The following is a 17,545-nucleotide window of genomic DNA, read 5'->3' as shown; positions in this document are numbered from 1 at the left end:
GTTGACTCATGCGTGCATCCGGCACGCGACATTGGCGCAGTGTAGCGATTTGCTCGCGGGCAATCTCCGGAAAAATACTCTCGTCTGCTGTCCGCCAGCGCAGGCGCGTTCGTCCGACGGCGCAACCTTGAGTTGCCCGCTGCCCGGCAATCTTGAATAATCGCGCTCAACTGAGAATTACTTGCAGATACTCATGACTCCTGTTTCCGTTGGCCAACCACGCATACTTTCCATCGAGGACGATCCGGTTCTGGGTGCCTATGTTCACGAACATCTGGGCCGCAGCGGCTTTCAGGTGACCTGGTGTCAGAACGGTCAGGAAGGCTTGAACATCGCCAGGCGCCAGGTATTCGACGTGGTGTTGATGGACATTCTGTTACCGGGGCTGGATGGCCTGAACCTGCTGACTCAACTGCGCCAGAGCCACTCGACGCCGGTGCTGCTGATGTCGGCCCTCGGTGCCGAGGCCGATCGCATCAGTGGTTTCCGTCTGGGCGCCGACGATTACCTGCCCAAGCCGTTCAGCATGGCCGAACTGCATGTGCGCATCGAAGCGATCCTGCGGCGGGTGGCCCTTGATCGTCGTCCCGCGGCGCTGGCTGTGCCGGTGGCTACGGGCACGCTGCACTTTGACGATGAGCAATGCGATGTGTTCTTCCGCGAGCAAGCGGCCGGTCTGACCCGCAGCGAATTCCGCCTGTTGGAAACCCTCAACCGTAATGATGAAGAAGTGCTGAGCAAGGCTTTCCTTTACCAGCACGTCCTGCAACGCGGCTACGCCGCGCACGACCGCAGTCTCGACATGCACATCAGCCAGATCCGCCGCAAACTCAAAGCCATCGGCTACACCGAGCGGGAAGTGCGCACGGTGTGGGGCAAGGGTTACGTGTTGAGTGCTGCTGATGAAAATGTCTGAGCTGCCGGGACGGCACTCGTTGTTCTGGAAACTGGCCTGTCTGCTGGTCGCGTTCTGCCTGTTGATGATCTGGCTCAGTTGGTCGTGGGGCCGGTACATGGAGCAGCGCAACCAGTTCCTCTCGGACGAGGCGCGCGGCACGCTGGCCCGTTATGCCGCGCAAGCCGAGCAGGCGTGGCAGCGAGGCGGGCGCAGCGGCGTCGATGACTGGTTGCAGAGCATGGAGTTGCGCGAGGCCAGTTGGGTCGGCGTCATCGGCGGCAATTTGCAGTCGCTTAGCAGTGACCCATTGAATGAACAGGAAATACAGCACCTGACCTTCTTGCGCGGCCTCGACTGGCCGATCCACAAGCAAGGCCGGCCGTGGTTGCGTATCCCGTTTCCCAAGGATCCGTCCGTCGGCAGTCTGGTGATCGAATTACCCGAACGCTTTGTGCCGGGTAAATACCGGGTGTTCTGGCGGGTCATCACCAATGGCGTGATTCCCGGGCTGTTCACTTTATTGTTGTGCGTCGGGCTGTACCGCTTGCTGGTGGTGCCGCTGAACAACCTGCGGGAGCAGGCCAATGCCTGGCGCGCCGATCAATTGAATGTACGGCTGTCGAGCGGCATCACCCAGAGGCCGGACGAACTCGGCGAACTGGCCCGGGCGTTCGACTCGATGTCCGAACGCCTGCAAACCACCGTCGCCGTGCAGCAGCAATTGCTGCGCGACCTGTCCCATGAACTGCGAACCCCGCTGAGCCGGCTGCGCGTGGCCAGCGAAAGTGAACAGGCTTTGCCGCAATTGCGCGAACGCATCGGCCGCGAAGTCGACGGCATGCAACGGTTGGTCGAAGACACGTTGCAACTGGCCTGGCTCGATACCGACCGTTCGCCACTGCCAGACGAAGCGATTCAGATCCAGGCCTTGTGGGAGATGCTCACCGACAACGCCTGTTATGAAAGCGGCTGGCCGAGTCTGCAATTGCAGTGCGCGGTGGAAGCGTCGTGCTGGGTGCGGGGCAACTTGAATACGCTGGCGCAGGCGTTGGAGAACATTTTGCGCAACGCCATTCGACATTCGCCGGCAGGCGGGATCGTACGGCTCGATGGGCGACGGGATGGCGAGTACTGGCACCTGTGGCTGGAGGATCAGGGCGGCGGCGTGGCCGAAGCAGATCTTGAACGGATCTTTTCGCCGTTTACCCGGCTCGACGGTTCGCGGCCGGGGGATGGCGGGTTTGGCTTGGGTTTGAGCATTGCGCGGAATGCGGTGCAGCGCCAGGGTGGGCGTCTTTGGGCGCAGAACAGCGGTTCGGGGTTGCGGCTGAATCTGCGGTTGGTGGCTGATGATGGCGCTGTCAGTCCCGACGCCATCGCTGGCAAGCCAGCTCCCACAGGTTCCAGCAGCGTGCCACCAATCTTCGCCCAACACCAAACTCTGTAGGAGCTGTCGAGTGAAACGAGTTTGCGATCTTTTGATGTTGTTAAGGGGCAAGATCAAAAGATCGCAGCGGTCCGCAGTTCCTACATGAATGCCTATCACCCTGTAAGAGCGAGCTTGCTCGCGATGTAGTCCGTTGGCGGAGGCCAATCCTGCGAGTATGCAGGAGCGCTCGCCTTCTTTTGTACGACATTTCCCAAGCTGTATCAGCGGTCATTTTTAGCGTCCTGAACGGTTTAGGCTCGTGCCTCAGCTGATCTCCAAGGAATTGCGCATGACTGTATCCAGCCTTACTGGCAGCCCGGATGGCGAACGCTTCAACGAAGTGCTCGCGCTGATTCACAGTTCCAGGCATAAGGCCATGCAAGCGGTCAATACACAGCTGATTGAGCTTTATTGGCAGGTGGGGGCGCACATCAGTCGCAAGATTGAGCAGGCGGAGTGGGGGGATTCGGTGGTGGGGCAATTGGCCGATCATCTGGCTCTGACACAACCGGGGTTGCGAGGGTTCACTCGGCGCAATTTGTTTCGGATGCGCCAGTTCTATGAGATTTATCGAGGCGATCAGAAAGTGTCAGCACTGCTGACACAATTGCCTTGGACTCATAATTTACTCATTTTTACTCAGAGTAAGCTCTCTGAAGAGCGCGAGTTTTATCTGCGGATGGCCATTCAGGAGAAGTGGTCTACAAGAGAGTTGGAGCGCCAATTCAAAACGGCTCTGTTCGAACGAAGCGTCACCAACCCGGCGAAAGCTTCCGCGGCACTGAAACAAGCCCATCCCGCAGCACTCGAGATTTTCCGTGATACCTACATGGTCGAGTTCCTCGATCTGCCCTCTGCTCATTCCGAAACCAATTTGCACCAAGGCCTGCTATCACGCCTCAGGATCTTCTTGATCGAACTTGGTCGCGACTTCTGCTTTGTCGGTTCCGAATATCCATTGCAAGTCGGTGGCCGGGATTTCTCTCTCGATCTTCTGTTTTTCCACCGGGGGCTTAACTGTCTGGTGGCCATTGAACTCAAGGTCGGGCGCTTTGAACCGGAGTACCTCGGCAAGATGGATTTCTATCTTGAGGCACTGGATCGCAATGTCCGCAAGCCCCACGAAAACCGGGCCATCGGTTTACTGCTGTGCGCCAGCAAGGAGGACGAGGTCGTCGAGTACTCTCTCAATCGCAGTCTTTCCCCGGCATTGATCGCGCAATATCAAACCTGCTTGCCGGATAAACAACTGCTTCAAGCCAAACTACATGAGTTTTACGCGTTGGATACCGCGCACCCGGAAAACGTTGGCTAGCCTCTCCTTATTCCCATAAACCATAAGCACCGCACTTTGCGTGATATGGCCTGCGCGGGTTTGCCGGTATGATAGGCGCCCCCGCACGTCTGGATTGCGAATACGCCATGACCCTGCAGTACCCAACCATCGCCGATTGCGTCGGCAACACTCCGCTGGTGCGTTTGCAGCGCCTGCCCGGTGCCACCAGCAACACCCTATTGCTCAAGCTCGAAGGGAACAACCCGGCGGGTTCGGTCAAGGATCGTCCGGCGCTGTCGATGATCACCCGTGCCGAACTGCGCGGGCAGATCCACGTGGGCGATACGCTGATCGAAGCGACCTCGGGCAACACCGGCATCGCCCTGGCCATGGCCGCCGCGATCAAGGGTTACAAGATGATCCTGATCATGCCGGACAACTCCAGCGCCGAGCGTAAAGCGGCGATGACCGCGTACGGTGCCGAGTTGATTCTGGTCAGCCAGGAAGAGGGCATGGAAGGCGCGCGCGATCTCGCGCAGCGCATGGAAGCCGAAGGCCGTGGCAAGGTGCTCGATCAGTTCGCCAATGGCGATAACCCTGAAGCGCACTACACCACCACCGGCCCGGAAATCTGGCGTCAGACCCAGGGCACCATCACTCATTTCGTCAGCTCGATGGGTACTACCGGCACCATCATGGGCGTGTCGCGCTACCTGAAAGAGCAGAGCGACAACGTGCAGATCGTCGGTCTGCAACCGATGGAAGGCTCGGCCATTCCCGGCATCCGTCGCTGGCCGCAGGAATACCTGCCGAAGATCTACCAGGCCGACCGCGTCGACCGCATCGTCGACATGGCGCAAAGCGAAGCCGAGGACGTCACCCGTCGTCTGGCCCGCGAAGAAGGCATTTTCTGTGGCGTGTCCTCGGGCGGTGCGGTGGCAGCGATGCTGCGCCTGTCCAAAGAAGTTGAAAACGCGGTGATCGTTGCGATCATCTGCGACCGTGGCGACCGTTATCTGTCGACCGGCATTTTCGACGCGCCCAACTGATGGCCAAGCACGAGAGAGGCCTGCGCTTCCAGCCCACCGGCGGCAGCAAGGCCCCGCAAATCCCGACCGGCAAAAAACAGCGCTTGACCATCGAGCGTCTGGCCAATGACGGTCGCGGTATCGCGTTTTTCGAAGGGAAAACCTGGTTCGTCCTCGGCGCCCTCGCCGGTGAAGAGGTCGAAGCGCGGGTGCTCGGCGCCCACGGCAAAGTGGTCGAGGCGCGCACCGAACGGGTGTTCAAGGCCAGTGAGCTGCGCCGCCCGGCACCGTGTCAGCACGCCGGCCGCTGTGGCGGTTGCAGTGTTCAGCATTTGCCCCACAGCGAACAGCTTGCCCTGAAACAGCGCATGCTCGCCGAGCAATTGGCGAAGGTTGCCGGTGTCGAACCGCAAGAGTGGGCAGCGCCGTTGACCGGCCCTGAGTTCGGCTATCGCCGTCGTGCCCGCATTGCGGTGCGCTGGGACATCAAGGCGAAAAAGCTCGATGTCGGTTTCCGCGCTGCCGGCAGTCAGGACATCGTCGCCATCAGCGAATGCCCGGTGCTGGTACAGCCCTTGCAACCGATCATGACCCGTCTGCCGGAGATGCTTCGTCGCCTGAGCAAACCGCAGGCTCTGGGCCATGTCGAGTTGTTCAGCGGTTCATCGCTGGCGGTGCTGTTGCGGCACATGGCGCCGTTGTCCGAAGCGGATCTGACGATTCTCAAGGACTTCTGCCAGTTCCATGAAGCGCAACTGTGGCTGCATGGCGAAGGCGAACCGCAACCGGTCGACATCACCCAGTCGCTGGGCTATCGCCTGGAGCAGTGGGGGCTGGATCTGGCCTGGCGGCCGGGAGATTTCATTCAGGTCAACGCCGGGGTCAACGAAGCGATGGTCGCGCAAGCGCTGGACTGGCTGAAGCCGACCCGCGATGAGCGTGTACTCGACCTGTTCTGCGGCTTGGGCAACTTCGCCTTGCCGCTGGCCCAAAGCGTGCGCGAAGTGGTGGCGGTGGAGGGCGTGCAGACCATGGTCGATCGCGCCGCCGCGAACGCCGCTAGCAACAATTTGCATAACACAAAGTTTTTTCAAGCCGATTTATCCCAGCCTTTGACCGATGCCCAGTGGATCGGAAACGGCTTTTCTGCGGTACTCTTGGACCCACCGCGTGACGGTGCTTTCGAGGTGGTGCGCAAGCTTGCGACCTTGGGTGCCAAGCGGTTGGTGTATGTGTCGTGCAACCCTGCAACTCTGGCGCGCGATACGGTCGAATTGATCAAGCAGGGCTACCGGTTAAAACGTGCCGGGATTCTCGATATGTTTCCTCAGACGGCACATGTCGAGGCCATGGCGTTATTTGAAGCGAGCCAGGATGGCTCGTCTGAATCCGTCTGATCTGTCCGCGCAGCGCTCGCTTTAGCCCCGCGAGCGCAAACGGGCAACGAAGGTCAGCGATTTGACGCATTGAATCTGCGTCGTAGGGAAGGTAAAGCAAGATGGTACAGGTGAGAGCACACCAGCCGATCAACACTGACGGCAGTATCAATCTCGAGGCTTGGCTCGATCACGCGGTCAGTGTCGATCTGGCACTGGATCGCGAAGCCTTGAAAGAAGCCTGCGAGTTCGCTCGCGAGGCCGAACAACAGTCCAATGCCAAGAAGAATCTGTGGGCCGAAGGCTCCGGCAGTTTCAGCACGGGACTCGAGATCGCCGAGATTCTCGCCGACCTCAAGCTCGATCAGGATTCGCTGGTCGCCGCCGTTCTTTATCGCGGTGTCCGTGAAGGCCAGATCGAACTCGCGGCCGTCGGCCAGCGCTTCGGCCCGGTGGTGGCCAAACTGATCGACGGCGTGCAGCGCATGGCCGCGATCAGTGCCAGCCTCAGCCCGCGCCAGTCGATGGTCATGGGTACGCAAGGGCAGGTGGAAAACCTGCGCAAGATGCTCGTGGCGATGGTCGACGACGTGCGTGTCGCGCTGATCAAACTGGCCGAACGTACCTGCGCCATTCGTGCGGTGAAAACTGCCGACGACGAAAAGCGTAACCGCGTCGCCCGCGAAGTCTTCGACATCTATGCGCCGCTCGCGCACCGCCTCGGCATCGGCCATATCAAATGGGAACTGGAGGACTTGTCCTTCCGTTATCTCGAGCCTGATCAATACAAACAGATCGCCAAGTTGCTCCACGAGCGACGGCTGGATCGTGAGCGTTTCATCGCCGACGTGATGACCCAGCTCAAGGACGAACTGCAGGCCACCGGTGTCGACGCCGACATCAGCGGGCGGGCCAAACACATTTATTCGATCTGGCGCAAAATGCAGCGCAAGGGTCTGGAATTCAGCCAGATCTACGACGTTCGCGCCGTGCGAGTGCTGGTGCCGGAAATGCGCGACTGCTACACCGCGCTTGGCATCGTCCACACGTTGTGGCGGCACATCCCGAAAGAATTCGACGACTACATCGCCAACCCGAAAGAGAACGGCTACCGCTCGCTGCACACCGCGGTGATCGGCCCGGAAGGCAAAGTGCTGGAGGTGCAGATCCGCACCCACTCCATGCACGAAGAAGCCGAACTTGGCGTTTGCGCGCACTGGCGCTACAAGGGCACCGACGTCAAATCCGGTTCCAACCACTACGAAGAGAAAATCTCCTGGCTGCGTCAGGTCCTCGAGTGGCACGAAGAGCTGGGCGACATCGGCGGTCTGGCTGAACAGCTGCGGGTCGATATCGAGCCGGATCGGGTGTACATCTTTACCCCCGACGGTCATGCCATCGACTTGCCGAAAGGCGCGACGCCGCTGGACTTTGCCTACCGCGTGCACACCGAGATCGGCCACAACTGCCGTGGCGCGAAGATCAACGGGCGCATCGTGCCGCTCAACTACAGCCTGCAGACCGGTGAGCAGGTCGAGATCATCACCAGCAAACACGGCACACCGAGCCGTGACTGGCTGAACTCCAACCTGGGTTACGTCACCACCTCGCGGGCACGGGCGAAGATCGTTCACTGGTTCAAATTGCAGGCCCGCGACCAGAACGTCGCCGCCGGTAAAACCCTGATCGAGCGCGAACTGACGCGTCTCGGTCTGCCTGCGGTGGATTTCGACAAGCTGGCCGACAAGGCCAACATGAAAACCGCCGAGGACATGTTCGCCGCCCTCGGTGCCGGCGACCTGCGTCTTGCGCAACTGGTCAACCTGGCGCAGCAACTGGTCGAGCCGGAACGCGGCAACGAACAGCTGGAACTGATTCCGCGCAAAGCCACCGGGTACAAACCGGGCAAGCGTGGCGACATTCAGATCCAGGGCGTCGGCAACCTGATGACCCAGATGGCGGGTTGCTGCCAGCCGCTGCCGGGCGACGCGATTGTCGGTTACATCACCCAGGGCCGTGGCGTGAGCATTCACCGTCAGGACTGCGCCTCGGTGCTGCAACTGGGCGGGCGTGAGCCGGAGCGGATCATTCAGGTCAGCTGGGGCCCGGTGCCGGTGCTCACCTATCCGGTGGACATCGTCATCCGCGCCTACGACCGTTCCGGTCTGCTGCGCGACGTCTCGCAGGTGCTGCTCAACGAGCGGATCAACGTGCTGGCGGTCAACACCCGCTCGAACAAGGAAGACAACACCGCGCTGATGTCGCTGACCATCGAGATCCCGGGGCTGGACGCGCTGGGACGCTTGCTGGGGCGGATTTCGCAGTTGCCGAACATCATCGAAACGCGGCGTAACCGCACCCCGTGAACATGGCTTCGACCCAATGTGGGAGCTGGCTTGCCAGCGATGCAGGCAACTCGGTCTTTCAGCAGAACCGAGCTGACGCTATCGCTGGCAAGCCAGCTCCCACAGGGTTTTGTGGTGAGAAAGAAAAATGATGTACAGCCTTGAAGACCTGCTGCACTTGATGAGCCGCCTGCGCGATCCGCAGTACGGTTGCCCGTGGGACATCAAGCAAACCTACGCAACCATCGTCCCGCACACTCTCGAAGAAGCCTACGAAGTGGCCGATGCCATCGAGCGTGGTGATTTCGATCACTTGCAGGGCGAGCTTGGTGACCTGCTGTTTCAGGTCGTCTATTACAGTCAGTTGGCCCGGGAAGAAGGGCGTTTCGAATTTGCCGGGGTGATCGACAGCATCACCCGCAAGCTGATTCGTCGGCATCCGCATGTGTTCCCGACCGGCGATCTCTACGCGCCGCTGGATGTGCCGCGATTGACTGAGGAGCAGGTCAAGCAGCGCTGGGAGGAGATCAAGGCCGAAGAACGCGCCGAGAAATCCGCCGCGCCCGAGCAACTGTCGTTGCTCGATGATGTGCCCGCAACGCTGCCGGCATTGTCCCGTTCAGCCAAATTGCAGAAGCGCGCCGGGCAGGTCGGTTTCGACTGGCCGGATGCCTTGCCCGTGCTCGACAAAGTCCGCGAAGAGCTCGATGAAGTGCTCGAAGCCATGTCCGAAAACGATCCCCAAGCGGTGGCGGAGGAGATCGGCGACCTGCTGTTTTCCGTGGTCAATCTGGCTCGGCATCTGAAGGTCGATCCGGAAACTGCCCTGCGTGGCGCCAATGGCAAATTCGAAAGACGTTTCCGTTTTATCGAACAGGCATTGCGCGACACCCACCGTCCCATAGAAGATTGCACCCTCGAAGAGTTGGACGCCCTGTGGGGTGAAGCCAAACGTCAGGAAAAGAATTTGCCTAGCTGCGGCTGAGCAACTGCCCAAGTGAGTAAGCACATGAGTATTTCCCTTCGCGATCAGTTGCTCAAAGCAGGTCTGGTCAACCAAAAGCAGGCCAAGCAGGTCAGCAAGGACAAGCAGAAGCAGCAGCGTCTGGCCCACAAAGGCCAGATCGAACTGGATGACTCGCAGCAGCGCGCCGCGCAGGAAGCCATGGCCGAGAAGGTCAAGCGCGACCAGGAGCTGAACCGTCAGCAGAAAGAAAAAGCCGAGGCCAAGGCCCGGACTGCGCAGGTCAAGCAGTTGATCGAAGTCTCGCGTCTGCCGAAGCTGACCACCGAGGACTACTACAACTTCGTCGACGACAAGAAGGTCAAGCGCATCTCGGTCAACACGCTGATGCGCAACAAGCTCAGCAGCGGTTCGCTGGCGATCGTCCACCATGCCGGTGGTTACGAAGTGATCCCGCGTGAAGCGGCCCTGAAGATTCAGGAACGCGATCCACAGCGCATCGTGCAACTCAATGTGCAGACCGAAGAGGTCAGCACCGAGGACGATCCGTACGCGGCCTATCAGATCCCTGACGATCTGATGTGGTAAATCGATAAAGCTGTAACAACGAAAAACCCCGCTCATGGCGGGGTTTTTCGTTTTCAATGCTGTGGTTGAATCAGGCGGATTTCAGATCCCGTTGCTGCTCTTGCACTTCCAGTTCGGCCTTGTAGTTGTGGGCGTCGATTTCGTTGTGGAACATCCCGACCAGCAAGTCTTGTTGATGCACATCCCAGATACGGATACCGGCGGCTACGCCTTCGTGGGACATGTGTGAATCGTCGCGTTCAGTTACTTTTACAGTCATCTGCTAGCTCCAAATCTCAAGTTATCTGCAGCAAGGCGTGTGCAGGACTCTTTTATATGATTTGTTAGCTTGCTAAGTAAACGCTTGATTCGTGCAACGTATTCTTGCGTAAAACGCAACAGTGCTGCAGGCCGCGTAATCCGCGACATTCGGTCGCAGGGCGGTAAGTTTCATGACAGAAGTTTCATTTTCAGAACACCCCGAGAACCCTGTGGGAGCTGGCTTGCCAGCGATAGCGGAGTGTCAGACAACATAGATATTGCCCGTGCTGACGCCATCGCTGGCAAGCCAGCTCCCACAGGGATCGGTGGTGTTCCCGCTACTTTCTGCAGGCGAAAAAAAACGCCCCGAACCAGTCGGGGCGTTTTCATGTGTGGCTCAAGCCTGGGGAATTACTTGCCTTCCCAGCGCTTCAGTACCAGCGTGGCGTTGGTGCCGCCGAAGCCGAAGCTGTTGCTCATCACGGTGTTGATGGTGGCGTTCTCGCGGGTCTTGGTCAGCACCGGCAGATCGGCCACTTCAGGGTCCAGCTCGTCGATGTTGGCGGAACCGGCAATGAAGTTGCCTTCCATCATCAGCATGCAGTAGATCGCTTCGTGAACGCCGGCGGCGCCCAGGGAGTGACCGGACAGGCTCTTGGTCGAGCTGATCGCTGGAGCCTTGTCGCCGAACACTTCACGCACACCTTTCATTTCCGCAACGTCGCCGACCGGAGTCGAAGTGCCGTGGGTGTTCAGGTAGTCGATCGGGGTATCAACGGTGGACATCGCCATCTGCATGCAGCGGATCGCGCCTTCGCCACTCGGGGCAACCATGTCGTAGCCGTCGGAGGTCGCGCCGTAGCCAACGATTTCCGCATAGATCTTCGCACCACGGGCCAGAGCGTGTTCCAGCTCTTCAACCACGACCATGCCGCCACCGCCAGCAATGACGAAACCGTCACGGTCAGCGTCGTAGGCGCGGGAAGCCTGTTCCGGGGTGTCGTTACGCTTGCTGGACAGGGCGCCCATCGCGTCGAACAGGAACGACTGGCTCCAGTGCTCTTCTTCACCGCCACCGGCGAAGACGATGTCCTGTTTGCCCATCTGGATCTGTTCCATGGCGGTACCGATGCAGTGAGCACTGGTGGCGCAGGCAGAAGCGATGGAGTAGTTCAGGCCCTTGATCTTGAACGGCGTGGCCAGGCAAGCGGAAACGGTGCTGCTCATGGTCCGCGTGACGCGGTATGGGCCGACGCGTTTCACGCCTTTCTCGCGCAGGATGTCCAGCGCTTCCATCTGGTTCAAGGTGGACGCACCACCCGAGCCGGCAATCAGACCGGTACGCGGGTTGGACACTTGCTCTTCGGTCAGGCCGGAGTCAGTGATGGCGTCTTTCATGGCCAGGTAGGCGTAAGCCGCTGCGTGGCCGACGAAACGATAGATCTTGCGATCGATCAGTTCTTCAAGGTTGAGGTCGATGGAGCCGGAAACCTGGCTACGCAGACCCATTTCAGCATATTCCGGGTTGAACCGGATGCCAGGGCGGCTTGCACGCAGGTTAGCGGAGACGGTCTCTTTGTCATTGCCCAGGCACGAAACGATGCCCAGACCAGTGATAACGACGCGGCGCATGCGAATAACCCTTAGAAGTTGTCAGTGGAGGTGAACACGCCGACGCGAAGGCCTTCGGCGGTGTAGATTTCGCGACCGTCGACAGTCACCGAACCATCGGCGATGGCCAGGTTCAGCTTGCCCTTGAGGACGCGTTTGATATGAATGTTGTAGGTGACTTTCTTGGCGGTCGGCAGGACCTGGCCGAAGAATTTCACTTCGCCCGAACCCAGCGCACGGCCACGGCCCGGCAAGCCTTGCCAGCCGAGGAAGAAGCCAACCAGTTGCCACATGGCGTCCAGGCCCAGGCAGCCCGGCATCACCGGATCGCCCTCGAAGTGGCACGCGAAGAACCACAGATCAGGGTTGATATCCAGCTCGGCGACCAATTCACCTTTGCCGTACTTGCCGCCTTCTTCGCTGATCAGAGTGATGCGATCGACCATCAGCATGTTCGGGGCGGGCAGTTGCGCGTTACCTGGGCCGAACAGCTCACCGCGACTGCAGCGCAGCAGATCTTCCCGAGTAAAGGCGTTTTGTTTGGTCATGCGAGCTCCTCAATAATCCCATGCGGCAGGTGGGGCAAATCTTCCCGACCGTTCGAAGCGTTCATGCCTCGAACCGGCAGCCTACTCATAGACTATTGCGTTGTGGTGAAAGTCACAGCACCAAGGACATGAATGTACACTTGTGCACTGAAATTTTTATTCAAGCCCCTTTTGAGGCTCATTCGGGTGCCTAAGACTGCCGCACTTTCGCTTTTCACGCCAGTCGCAGATGGTGGAAAGACCATCACTACGACACCCACCGCTGCAGAATCTGCTGCAGATCATTACGTTTGAACGGCTTCGCCAGATAATCGTTCATCCCTGCCGACAGACAGGTTTCGCGGTCTCCCTGCAAAGCATTGGCAGTCAGCGCGATGATCGGCACGTCGTTGCGCCCGGCCAGCTGGCGAATCTGCCGGGTGGCCTCATAGCCATCGATGATCGGCAAACGACAGTCCATCAAAATCACTTCGAAATCATTGCCCTCGGCACTGCGCACTGCCTGCGCGCCGTCGGTGGCGACACTGACAGTAAAGCCCAGGCTGCGCAGCATTGCTTCAATCACGGTCTGGTTGACCGGGTTGTCTTCCACCAGCAACACATTGCGCCCCTCGCCGTGGCCATTGCCGTTCAGCGCACGGGGGGCGGCCAGTTGTGGCAACGCCTGCTTATAAAGAGCCAACGGAATTTCCAGGGTGAACACCGAGCCGCGACCTTCCTCGCTCTGGGCGCGCAAGGTGCCGCCCATGCGTTCGGCGAGGGTGCGGGCGATCGGCAGGCCGAGCCCGGTGCCGCCGTAGCGCCGCGAAATCGAGCTGTCGGCCTGCTGGAATGCGTTGAACATCGATTCCAGGCTCTCGGGCGAAATACCGATGCCGCTGTCGCGCACCGAGCAGGTGAACCACAGCAGTTCGTGATCCAGTGACTGCCACTGCGCCTCGATGCTGACCCGGCCCTGTTCGGTGAACTTCAGAGCATTGCCGACCAGGTTGACCAGAATCTGCCGGATCCGCGTCGGATCGCCCTGTACCTGCAAACCGCGCATGTCCTCGGGAATCCGCAGATTGAGGGCCAGGCCACGTTGCACTGCGCTGTGCTGGAACGACTGCGCGCAGGCGCCGATCAGTTCGGCGAGGTTGAACGGAATGTGCTCAAGCTCCAGCTCCGAACGCTCGATGCGCGAGAAGTCGAGAATATCGTTGATCACCTTGAGCAGATGCTCGGTGGACTCGGAGGCGAGGGCGGCGTATTCGATCTGCTCCTCGGTCATCTCCGTGGTTTCGAGTAATTGCAGCATGCCCAGCACACCGTTCATGGGCGTGCGCAATTCATGGCTCATCATCGCCAGAAAGTCGGATTTGGCGTTGTTGGCCTTTTCTGCTTCTTCGCGGGTCTGGATCAATTGCGCCATGGCCTGCTGCTGTTCACGGCTGGCCTGTTCCAGCGCCTGGGCGAGGTTGTTGATGTGCTGCGACAGCGCACCGAGTTCGGTGTCATCGACGATCGGCAGCGGGGTTTTATAGTCGCCGTCCTGAATCGCCTTGACCGCGTTGCCGATATCGCGAATCGGCTGCGAGAGACTGCCGGCCAGACGTCGCGCCAGCACAAAGGTGAAGAGCAGGGCGAACAACGCCAGAATCCCTGCCTTGAGCAGGATTTCCTGCTGACGCTGACTGAACGCATCGTTGGACAGACCGACGATCACCCGCCCCAGATAGTCCTCGCTGGCCCCGCCATTGCTGACTTTGGCGTCCTGGAAGAAGTCATTCTGCAAGGCAATCCGTTGCAAGCGCACCGGCGCTTGAAACACTTCAACCTGATGCGGTCGGCTGTGGGCGTTCGCGGGTTGTTCGACATACACCAGAATGCGGTTGGCGCTGTCCTGCACTTCCAGAAAACGCACATTGGGCGTCGCCAACGTAGCCTTGAGCAGACTTTCCAGGACTTCGTTGTTACCGGAAATCACCCCGTACTCGGTGGCGGGCGCCAGTTGGTTGGCGATCAGTTGGCCGGTGTGATTCAGCTCCTGGCGCAAATCCTGAATGCGCACAAAGGTAAAGAAACTGATCAACAACAAGGTCAGCAACAGCGCCGGGCCCAGGCTTATCAGCTGGGTGCGGGTGTTGATGTCCCAACGACGACGGAAACTCATGGGCGGCTTTCTCCTTCAGCCAACGCGCTGGCAACAGACGCTTCATTCAGTGGTTCGATTCCAAGAGAACGAGCCACCTGGGCATTACTTGAGACTTTGAAAGATGCGGGATAAAGCGTGCGCGGCCAGTTGGCGGGTGGCTGGTCGAGCAAATGGTCGAGCACACTCAGCCAATCGTTCTGGTCGCTGTAAGTGCTGGCCAGGCTGCCGGCTCGGACAAACGCGGCGTTCGGGCCGATCAGCGCCAATTGTCGCGAGTAGCTGCTGAGCAGCAGGTTTTTCGCGGTTTTCGGGTTGTACAGATCGGGATCGTCAAGGCCCAGCAGCACGTCGCTGTTTTTCAGCACCGTTTGCAAGGGGCGACTGTCGTGGGTGTTGTCCCAGCGCTGGCTGACGATTTCCAGATTCAGTGGCTGCGCCGCCAGAAGCAGCTCTTTAAGGAGAAACTCGCTGTGCTGGTCGAACAAAACGCCAACTCGACGCGCCTGCGGCAGGATTCGCCGGATCAATTGCAGTTGTCGGCCCAGCGGTGGATCGCTCCACAACAGGCTCAAGCGGGATGGCTGAGCCGAGCCGAAACGTTGACGGGCTTGCAGGCGACTGATGCGCAACACCAGCGTCGCCGGGCCCTGGGATTCTTGCAGGCGCCAGTCGAGGCTCGGCAGATCGAGCAGGATCAGGCGCAGGCTGGCCGGCAATTTACCCGGCGCCGGCAGGCTGGCCAGTGGCTGGAAGCGGACGGTGTCGGTCGGGCGCAGCTCACTCAGCGCCTGCACGAAAGCTTGCACACCGGGGCTTTCTTCGGCGCCGGTCAACAGAATGTCGGCGGCCTGCACCGCCACACCGTGCAGCCACGCAGTCAGAAACAGACACAACCCGGCCAGCCATTGAGCCAGAGTTGGCGTCTTGCGCGGCATGCCGTAGCGCACCTTAGAATTCCAGCTCGGCGCTGAAGTACAGCACGCGGCGCTCGTCGTAATTGTTGTCGACGAAAGTGGTCGGCTCATGGTCGAGACGTTGTTGCAGCACGCCGGCCAATTGCACTTGAGCCTTGCCCAGCGCAATGCGCTTGGCGATCCGCGTGTCGACCCGCTCGAAGCGGTAGCCGTTGAGCGCATTGTCGCCGTAATAGAAGAGGGCACTGTTCCAGCCATGGCCCCAGTCGCGCAGCCAGCCGGCGGAACCGCTGTTGCTGGCGGTGAATTGCTGATCCAGCGGATTGCTCGCCTCGGCATCGACGTAGGCGTAGGTCAAACGCAGGCGGTCGACGGTGCTCAGGCGCCAGTCGAGTTGGGTTTCGGTGCCGCGAAAGCGTGAGCTGTTGGCGTTGCTGGCGATGTATTGGTTGTTGCGCAGCGGTTCGCTGATCATCCCGGTGATCTCGTCGTAGAACAGCTTCACGTCGAGCGCCAGACCTAGATTGGCGAAATAGCCGTTGTAGCCCAGCTCCCGCGAGCGCATGTGTTCCTGATCGAGATCGCCCGGGCCGCGAGTCTTGACGAAGTAACGCGCCGAAGACTGGCCGTAGGCCGAGGGCCGCAGCTTGCTGACCTGGTAGCTCCAGTTGACGTTGTTCTCGAACATGTCGGGCGAGCGAATCGCCTCCGAATACACCGCGCGCAGGCCGTGGCGCGGATTGATCAGGTAATTGACCGCGAAGCGTGGCGTCAGCGAACTGCCGATCAGTTGCGTGTCTTCGAACATCGCACCGCCCTGCAACAGCCAGTGTTCACTGGCGCGCCATTCCAGTTGGCCGAACGCGCGCCAGGTGGTGTCGTCCAGCGTGCCGTTGAAGTAAGTCTCGGAATCAGCCCGGTCGTAACGATAGTTCATGCCGCTGACCAGACGCACGCTGTCGGACAGGCTGAGGGTGTCTTGCAGTTCGAGGTCGTAGCGCGATTCGCGGGCGCTCTGGTCGATCTCGCCGCACAGAGTCTGGCTGGCGCCGTTGCGCCATTGATCGAGTACGCGGTTGGCCAACGCCATTTCCTGTGGCGTACCGGGCGCGGCGCCCGGGCCGGTGAAGCGGGTGATGTTGCGTGCCAGACGTTCGGTGTAATTCGGGTTGAGCTGCCACAGTTGCGTCAACTCAGGGCTGAACGACACCTCGGCGTCGCAGGCACGCCAGGTTTGCTGACGATCCCAATGTTGCGCCGAGCCTTGGATATAAAGGCTGTGCTCCGGGTTGATGTCGAGATTCCAGCGCACCGAGCCGGCGTAGTCCTTGGCCACCACGTCGGAATTGTTCCCGGCGGCGGTAATCCCCGAGAACACAGGGCGGTAGGTGTAGGGCCGCTGGTTGCTGCCATCCTTGGCATTGACCTGCCAGTCGAGGCTTTGGTTGTCGCTGAGGGTCTGGCTGACGGCGAGGCTGAAGCGGTTCAAGCGGCGGCTGTCACGGTAATCGGCACCGCTGCGGTCGCGGTCGAATCCATCGTCTTCCTGGCCGGACAGCGACAGGCGCAGGTCGCCGCCATTCCATCCGCTGCTCTGGCTGGCATAGAAGTCATTGATGCCGCGTTGGCCACGGGTGTACTTCAGGCGCGTGCCGTGGCTGTCCGCCGGGTTGCGGGTGATGATGTTGACCACCGCCATCAGTGCGTTGGCGCCGTAGCTGACGGTGTTCGGGCCGCGAAAGACTTCGATGCGCTCGATATCCTCGATGGCCACCGGAATGTCGCTCCAGTCCACCGTCGCCAGGCCTGCGCGATAAACCGAGCGGCCATCGATCAACACCTGCATGCGCCGCGCTTCGGTGGCGTTGGTGCCGTGGTAATTGACCGCCGCCTGATTGCCGCTGATGTTGCCGACCATCATCCCCGGCACCAGCCGCAGCAGTTCACTGATGTCGCGGGCACCGCTGGCGTTGATCAATTCGCTGTCGAGTACGGTCATGCTCCCCGGCACTTCTGCGGGCGTCTGCTTCAGACGCGTGGCGGTCAACACCTGCGGCAGCGCTTCGCTGTCCATGAACAGGTCGTCCGCCTGCAACACCGGGCTGAACAACAGCGCGAGCAGCAGGGAGGAACGCGGTGGGAGAGCGGCAAAAAACACGACACAGCCTATAGAGCGAAGAATTGGCGCGCATGT

Annotated in this window: 14 protein-coding genes; 8 read left to right on the top strand and 6 right to left on the bottom strand. The window is 60.1% G+C overall.

What is annotated here, in order from left to right:
• The first annotated feature begins 193 nt into the window (after window positions 1–193).
• The 8 genes from ACVVH8_RS22080 to ACVVH8_RS22045 all read left to right on the top strand — a co-directional run bounded on the left by ACVVH8_RS22080 (window position 194) and on the right by ACVVH8_RS22045 (window position 9,904).
• Window positions 194–916 (top strand): response regulator transcription factor, encoded by a 723-nt coding sequence (locus ACVVH8_RS22080; RefSeq protein WP_103306874.1) that lies wholly within the window; start codon window positions 194–196, stop codon window positions 914–916.
• Window positions 903–2,345, top strand: coding sequence for a histidine kinase sensor domain-containing protein (locus ACVVH8_RS22075; protein WP_475226348.1), 1,443 nt, complete (start codon window positions 903–905; stop codon window positions 2,343–2,345). The genes ACVVH8_RS22080 and ACVVH8_RS22075 overlap by 14 nt, the downstream gene beginning before the upstream one ends.
• Window positions 2,346–2,616: 271 nt before the next feature.
• Complete coding sequence (locus tag ACVVH8_RS22070) at window positions 2,617–3,642, top strand: PDDEXK nuclease domain-containing protein (RefSeq protein ID WP_475226346.1); 1,026 nt, start codon at window positions 2,617–2,619, stop codon at window positions 3,640–3,642.
• A 107-nt stretch (window positions 3,643–3,749) separates the two neighbouring features.
• Window positions 3,750–4,652, top strand: coding sequence for a cysteine synthase CysM (gene cysM / locus ACVVH8_RS22065; protein WP_475231214.1), 903 nt, complete (start codon window positions 3,750–3,752; stop codon window positions 4,650–4,652).
• A complete protein-coding gene (gene rlmD / locus ACVVH8_RS22060; protein WP_103306870.1) occupies window positions 4,652–6,028 on the top strand; it encodes a 23S rRNA (uracil(1939)-C(5))-methyltransferase RlmD in 1,377 nt (458 codons plus the stop codon). The genes cysM and rlmD overlap by 1 nt, the downstream gene beginning before the upstream one ends.
• A 101-nt stretch (window positions 6,029–6,129) precedes the next feature.
• Window positions 6,130–8,373 (top strand): GTP diphosphokinase, encoded by a 2,244-nt coding sequence (gene relA, locus ACVVH8_RS22055; RefSeq protein ID WP_007917476.1) that lies wholly within the window; start codon window positions 6,130–6,132, stop codon window positions 8,371–8,373.
• Window positions 8,374–8,503: 130 nt separating this feature from the next.
• A complete protein-coding gene (gene mazG, locus ACVVH8_RS22050) occupies window positions 8,504–9,337 on the top strand; it encodes a nucleoside triphosphate pyrophosphohydrolase (RefSeq protein ID WP_103306869.1) in 834 nt (277 codons plus the stop codon).
• Window positions 9,338–9,361: 24 nt separating this feature from the next.
• On the top strand, window positions 9,362–9,904 hold the full coding sequence (locus ACVVH8_RS22045) for a DUF2058 domain-containing protein (RefSeq protein WP_475226343.1): 543 nt from the start codon (window positions 9,362–9,364) through the stop codon (window positions 9,902–9,904).
• 70 nt (window positions 9,905–9,974) lie between these two features.
• On the opposite strand, the gene ACVVH8_RS22040 is transcribed toward ACVVH8_RS22045, so the two are convergent.
• From ACVVH8_RS22040 to ACVVH8_RS22015, 6 genes are all read right to left on the bottom strand, one after another.
• Entirely contained in the window at window positions 9,975–10,163 is a 189-nt protein-coding gene (locus ACVVH8_RS22040; protein ID WP_007917473.1) for a hypothetical protein, read from the bottom strand.
• A gap of 392 nt (window positions 10,164–10,555) precedes the next feature.
• Window positions 10,556–11,776: a beta-ketoacyl-ACP synthase I gene (fabB, locus tag ACVVH8_RS22035; RefSeq protein WP_007968959.1), complete on the bottom strand. Its 1,221-nt coding sequence runs from the start codon at window positions 11,774–11,776 to the stop codon at window positions 10,556–10,558.
• Between the two features lie 11 nt (window positions 11,777–11,787).
• Window positions 11,788–12,303 (bottom strand): 3-hydroxyacyl-[acyl-carrier-protein] dehydratase FabA, encoded by a 516-nt coding sequence (fabA, locus tag ACVVH8_RS22030; RefSeq protein WP_003227150.1) that lies wholly within the window; start codon window positions 12,301–12,303, stop codon window positions 11,788–11,790.
• 247 nt (window positions 12,304–12,550) lie between these two features.
• Window positions 12,551–14,455 (bottom strand): ATP-binding protein, encoded by a 1,905-nt coding sequence (locus ACVVH8_RS22025; protein WP_475226340.1) that lies wholly within the window; start codon window positions 14,453–14,455, stop codon window positions 12,551–12,553.
• Window positions 14,452–15,384 carry an ABC transporter substrate-binding protein gene (locus ACVVH8_RS22020; RefSeq protein WP_475226338.1) on the bottom strand — a complete coding sequence of 311 codons (933 nt, stop codon included), beginning with the start codon at window positions 15,382–15,384 and terminating at the stop codon, window positions 14,452–14,454. The genes ACVVH8_RS22025 and ACVVH8_RS22020 overlap by 4 nt, the downstream gene beginning before the upstream one ends.
• Before the next feature lies 1 nt (window position 15,385).
• Window positions 15,386–17,509, bottom strand: coding sequence for a TonB-dependent receptor plug domain-containing protein (locus ACVVH8_RS22015; RefSeq protein WP_475226335.1), 2,124 nt, complete (start codon window positions 17,507–17,509; stop codon window positions 15,386–15,388).
• Window positions 17,510–17,545: the final 36 nt, after the last annotated feature.

The sequence above is a fragment of the Pseudomonas trutticola BRTCR10 genome, assembly GCF_056155105.1.
Note: the sequence above shows the minus strand (reverse complement) of the source record. Positions and strands in the feature narration are given on the sequence as shown.

Coding starts and splice junctions, on each gene's coding strand:
- ACVVH8_RS22080 (WP_103306874.1), top strand. CDS start 194: ATGACTCCTGTTTCCGTTGGCCAACCACGCATACTTTCCATCGAGGAC.
- ACVVH8_RS22075 (WP_475226348.1), top strand. CDS start 903: ATGAAAATGTCTGAGCTGCCGGGACGGCACTCGTTGTTCTGGAAACTG.
- ACVVH8_RS22070 (WP_475226346.1), top strand. CDS start 2,617: ATGACTGTATCCAGCCTTACTGGCAGCCCGGATGGCGAACGCTTCAAC.
- cysM (WP_475231214.1), top strand. CDS start 3,750: ATGACCCTGCAGTACCCAACCATCGCCGATTGCGTCGGCAACACTCCG.
- rlmD (WP_103306870.1), top strand. CDS start 4,652: ATGGCCAAGCACGAGAGAGGCCTGCGCTTCCAGCCCACCGGCGGCAGC.
- relA (WP_007917476.1), top strand. CDS start 6,130: ATGGTACAGGTGAGAGCACACCAGCCGATCAACACTGACGGCAGTATC.
- mazG (WP_103306869.1), top strand. CDS start 8,504: ATGTACAGCCTTGAAGACCTGCTGCACTTGATGAGCCGCCTGCGCGAT.
- ACVVH8_RS22045 (WP_475226343.1), top strand. CDS start 9,362: ATGAGTATTTCCCTTCGCGATCAGTTGCTCAAAGCAGGTCTGGTCAAC.
- ACVVH8_RS22040 (WP_007917473.1), bottom strand. CDS start 10,163: ATGACTGTAAAAGTAACTGAACGCGACGATTCACACATGTCCCACGAA.
- fabB (WP_007968959.1), bottom strand. CDS start 11,776: ATGCGCCGCGTCGTTATCACTGGTCTGGGCATCGTTTCGTGCCTGGGC.
- fabA (WP_003227150.1), bottom strand. CDS start 12,303: ATGACCAAACAAAACGCCTTTACTCGGGAAGATCTGCTGCGCTGCAGT.
- ACVVH8_RS22025 (WP_475226340.1), bottom strand. CDS start 14,455: ATGAGTTTCCGTCGTCGTTGGGACATCAACACCCGCACCCAGCTGATA.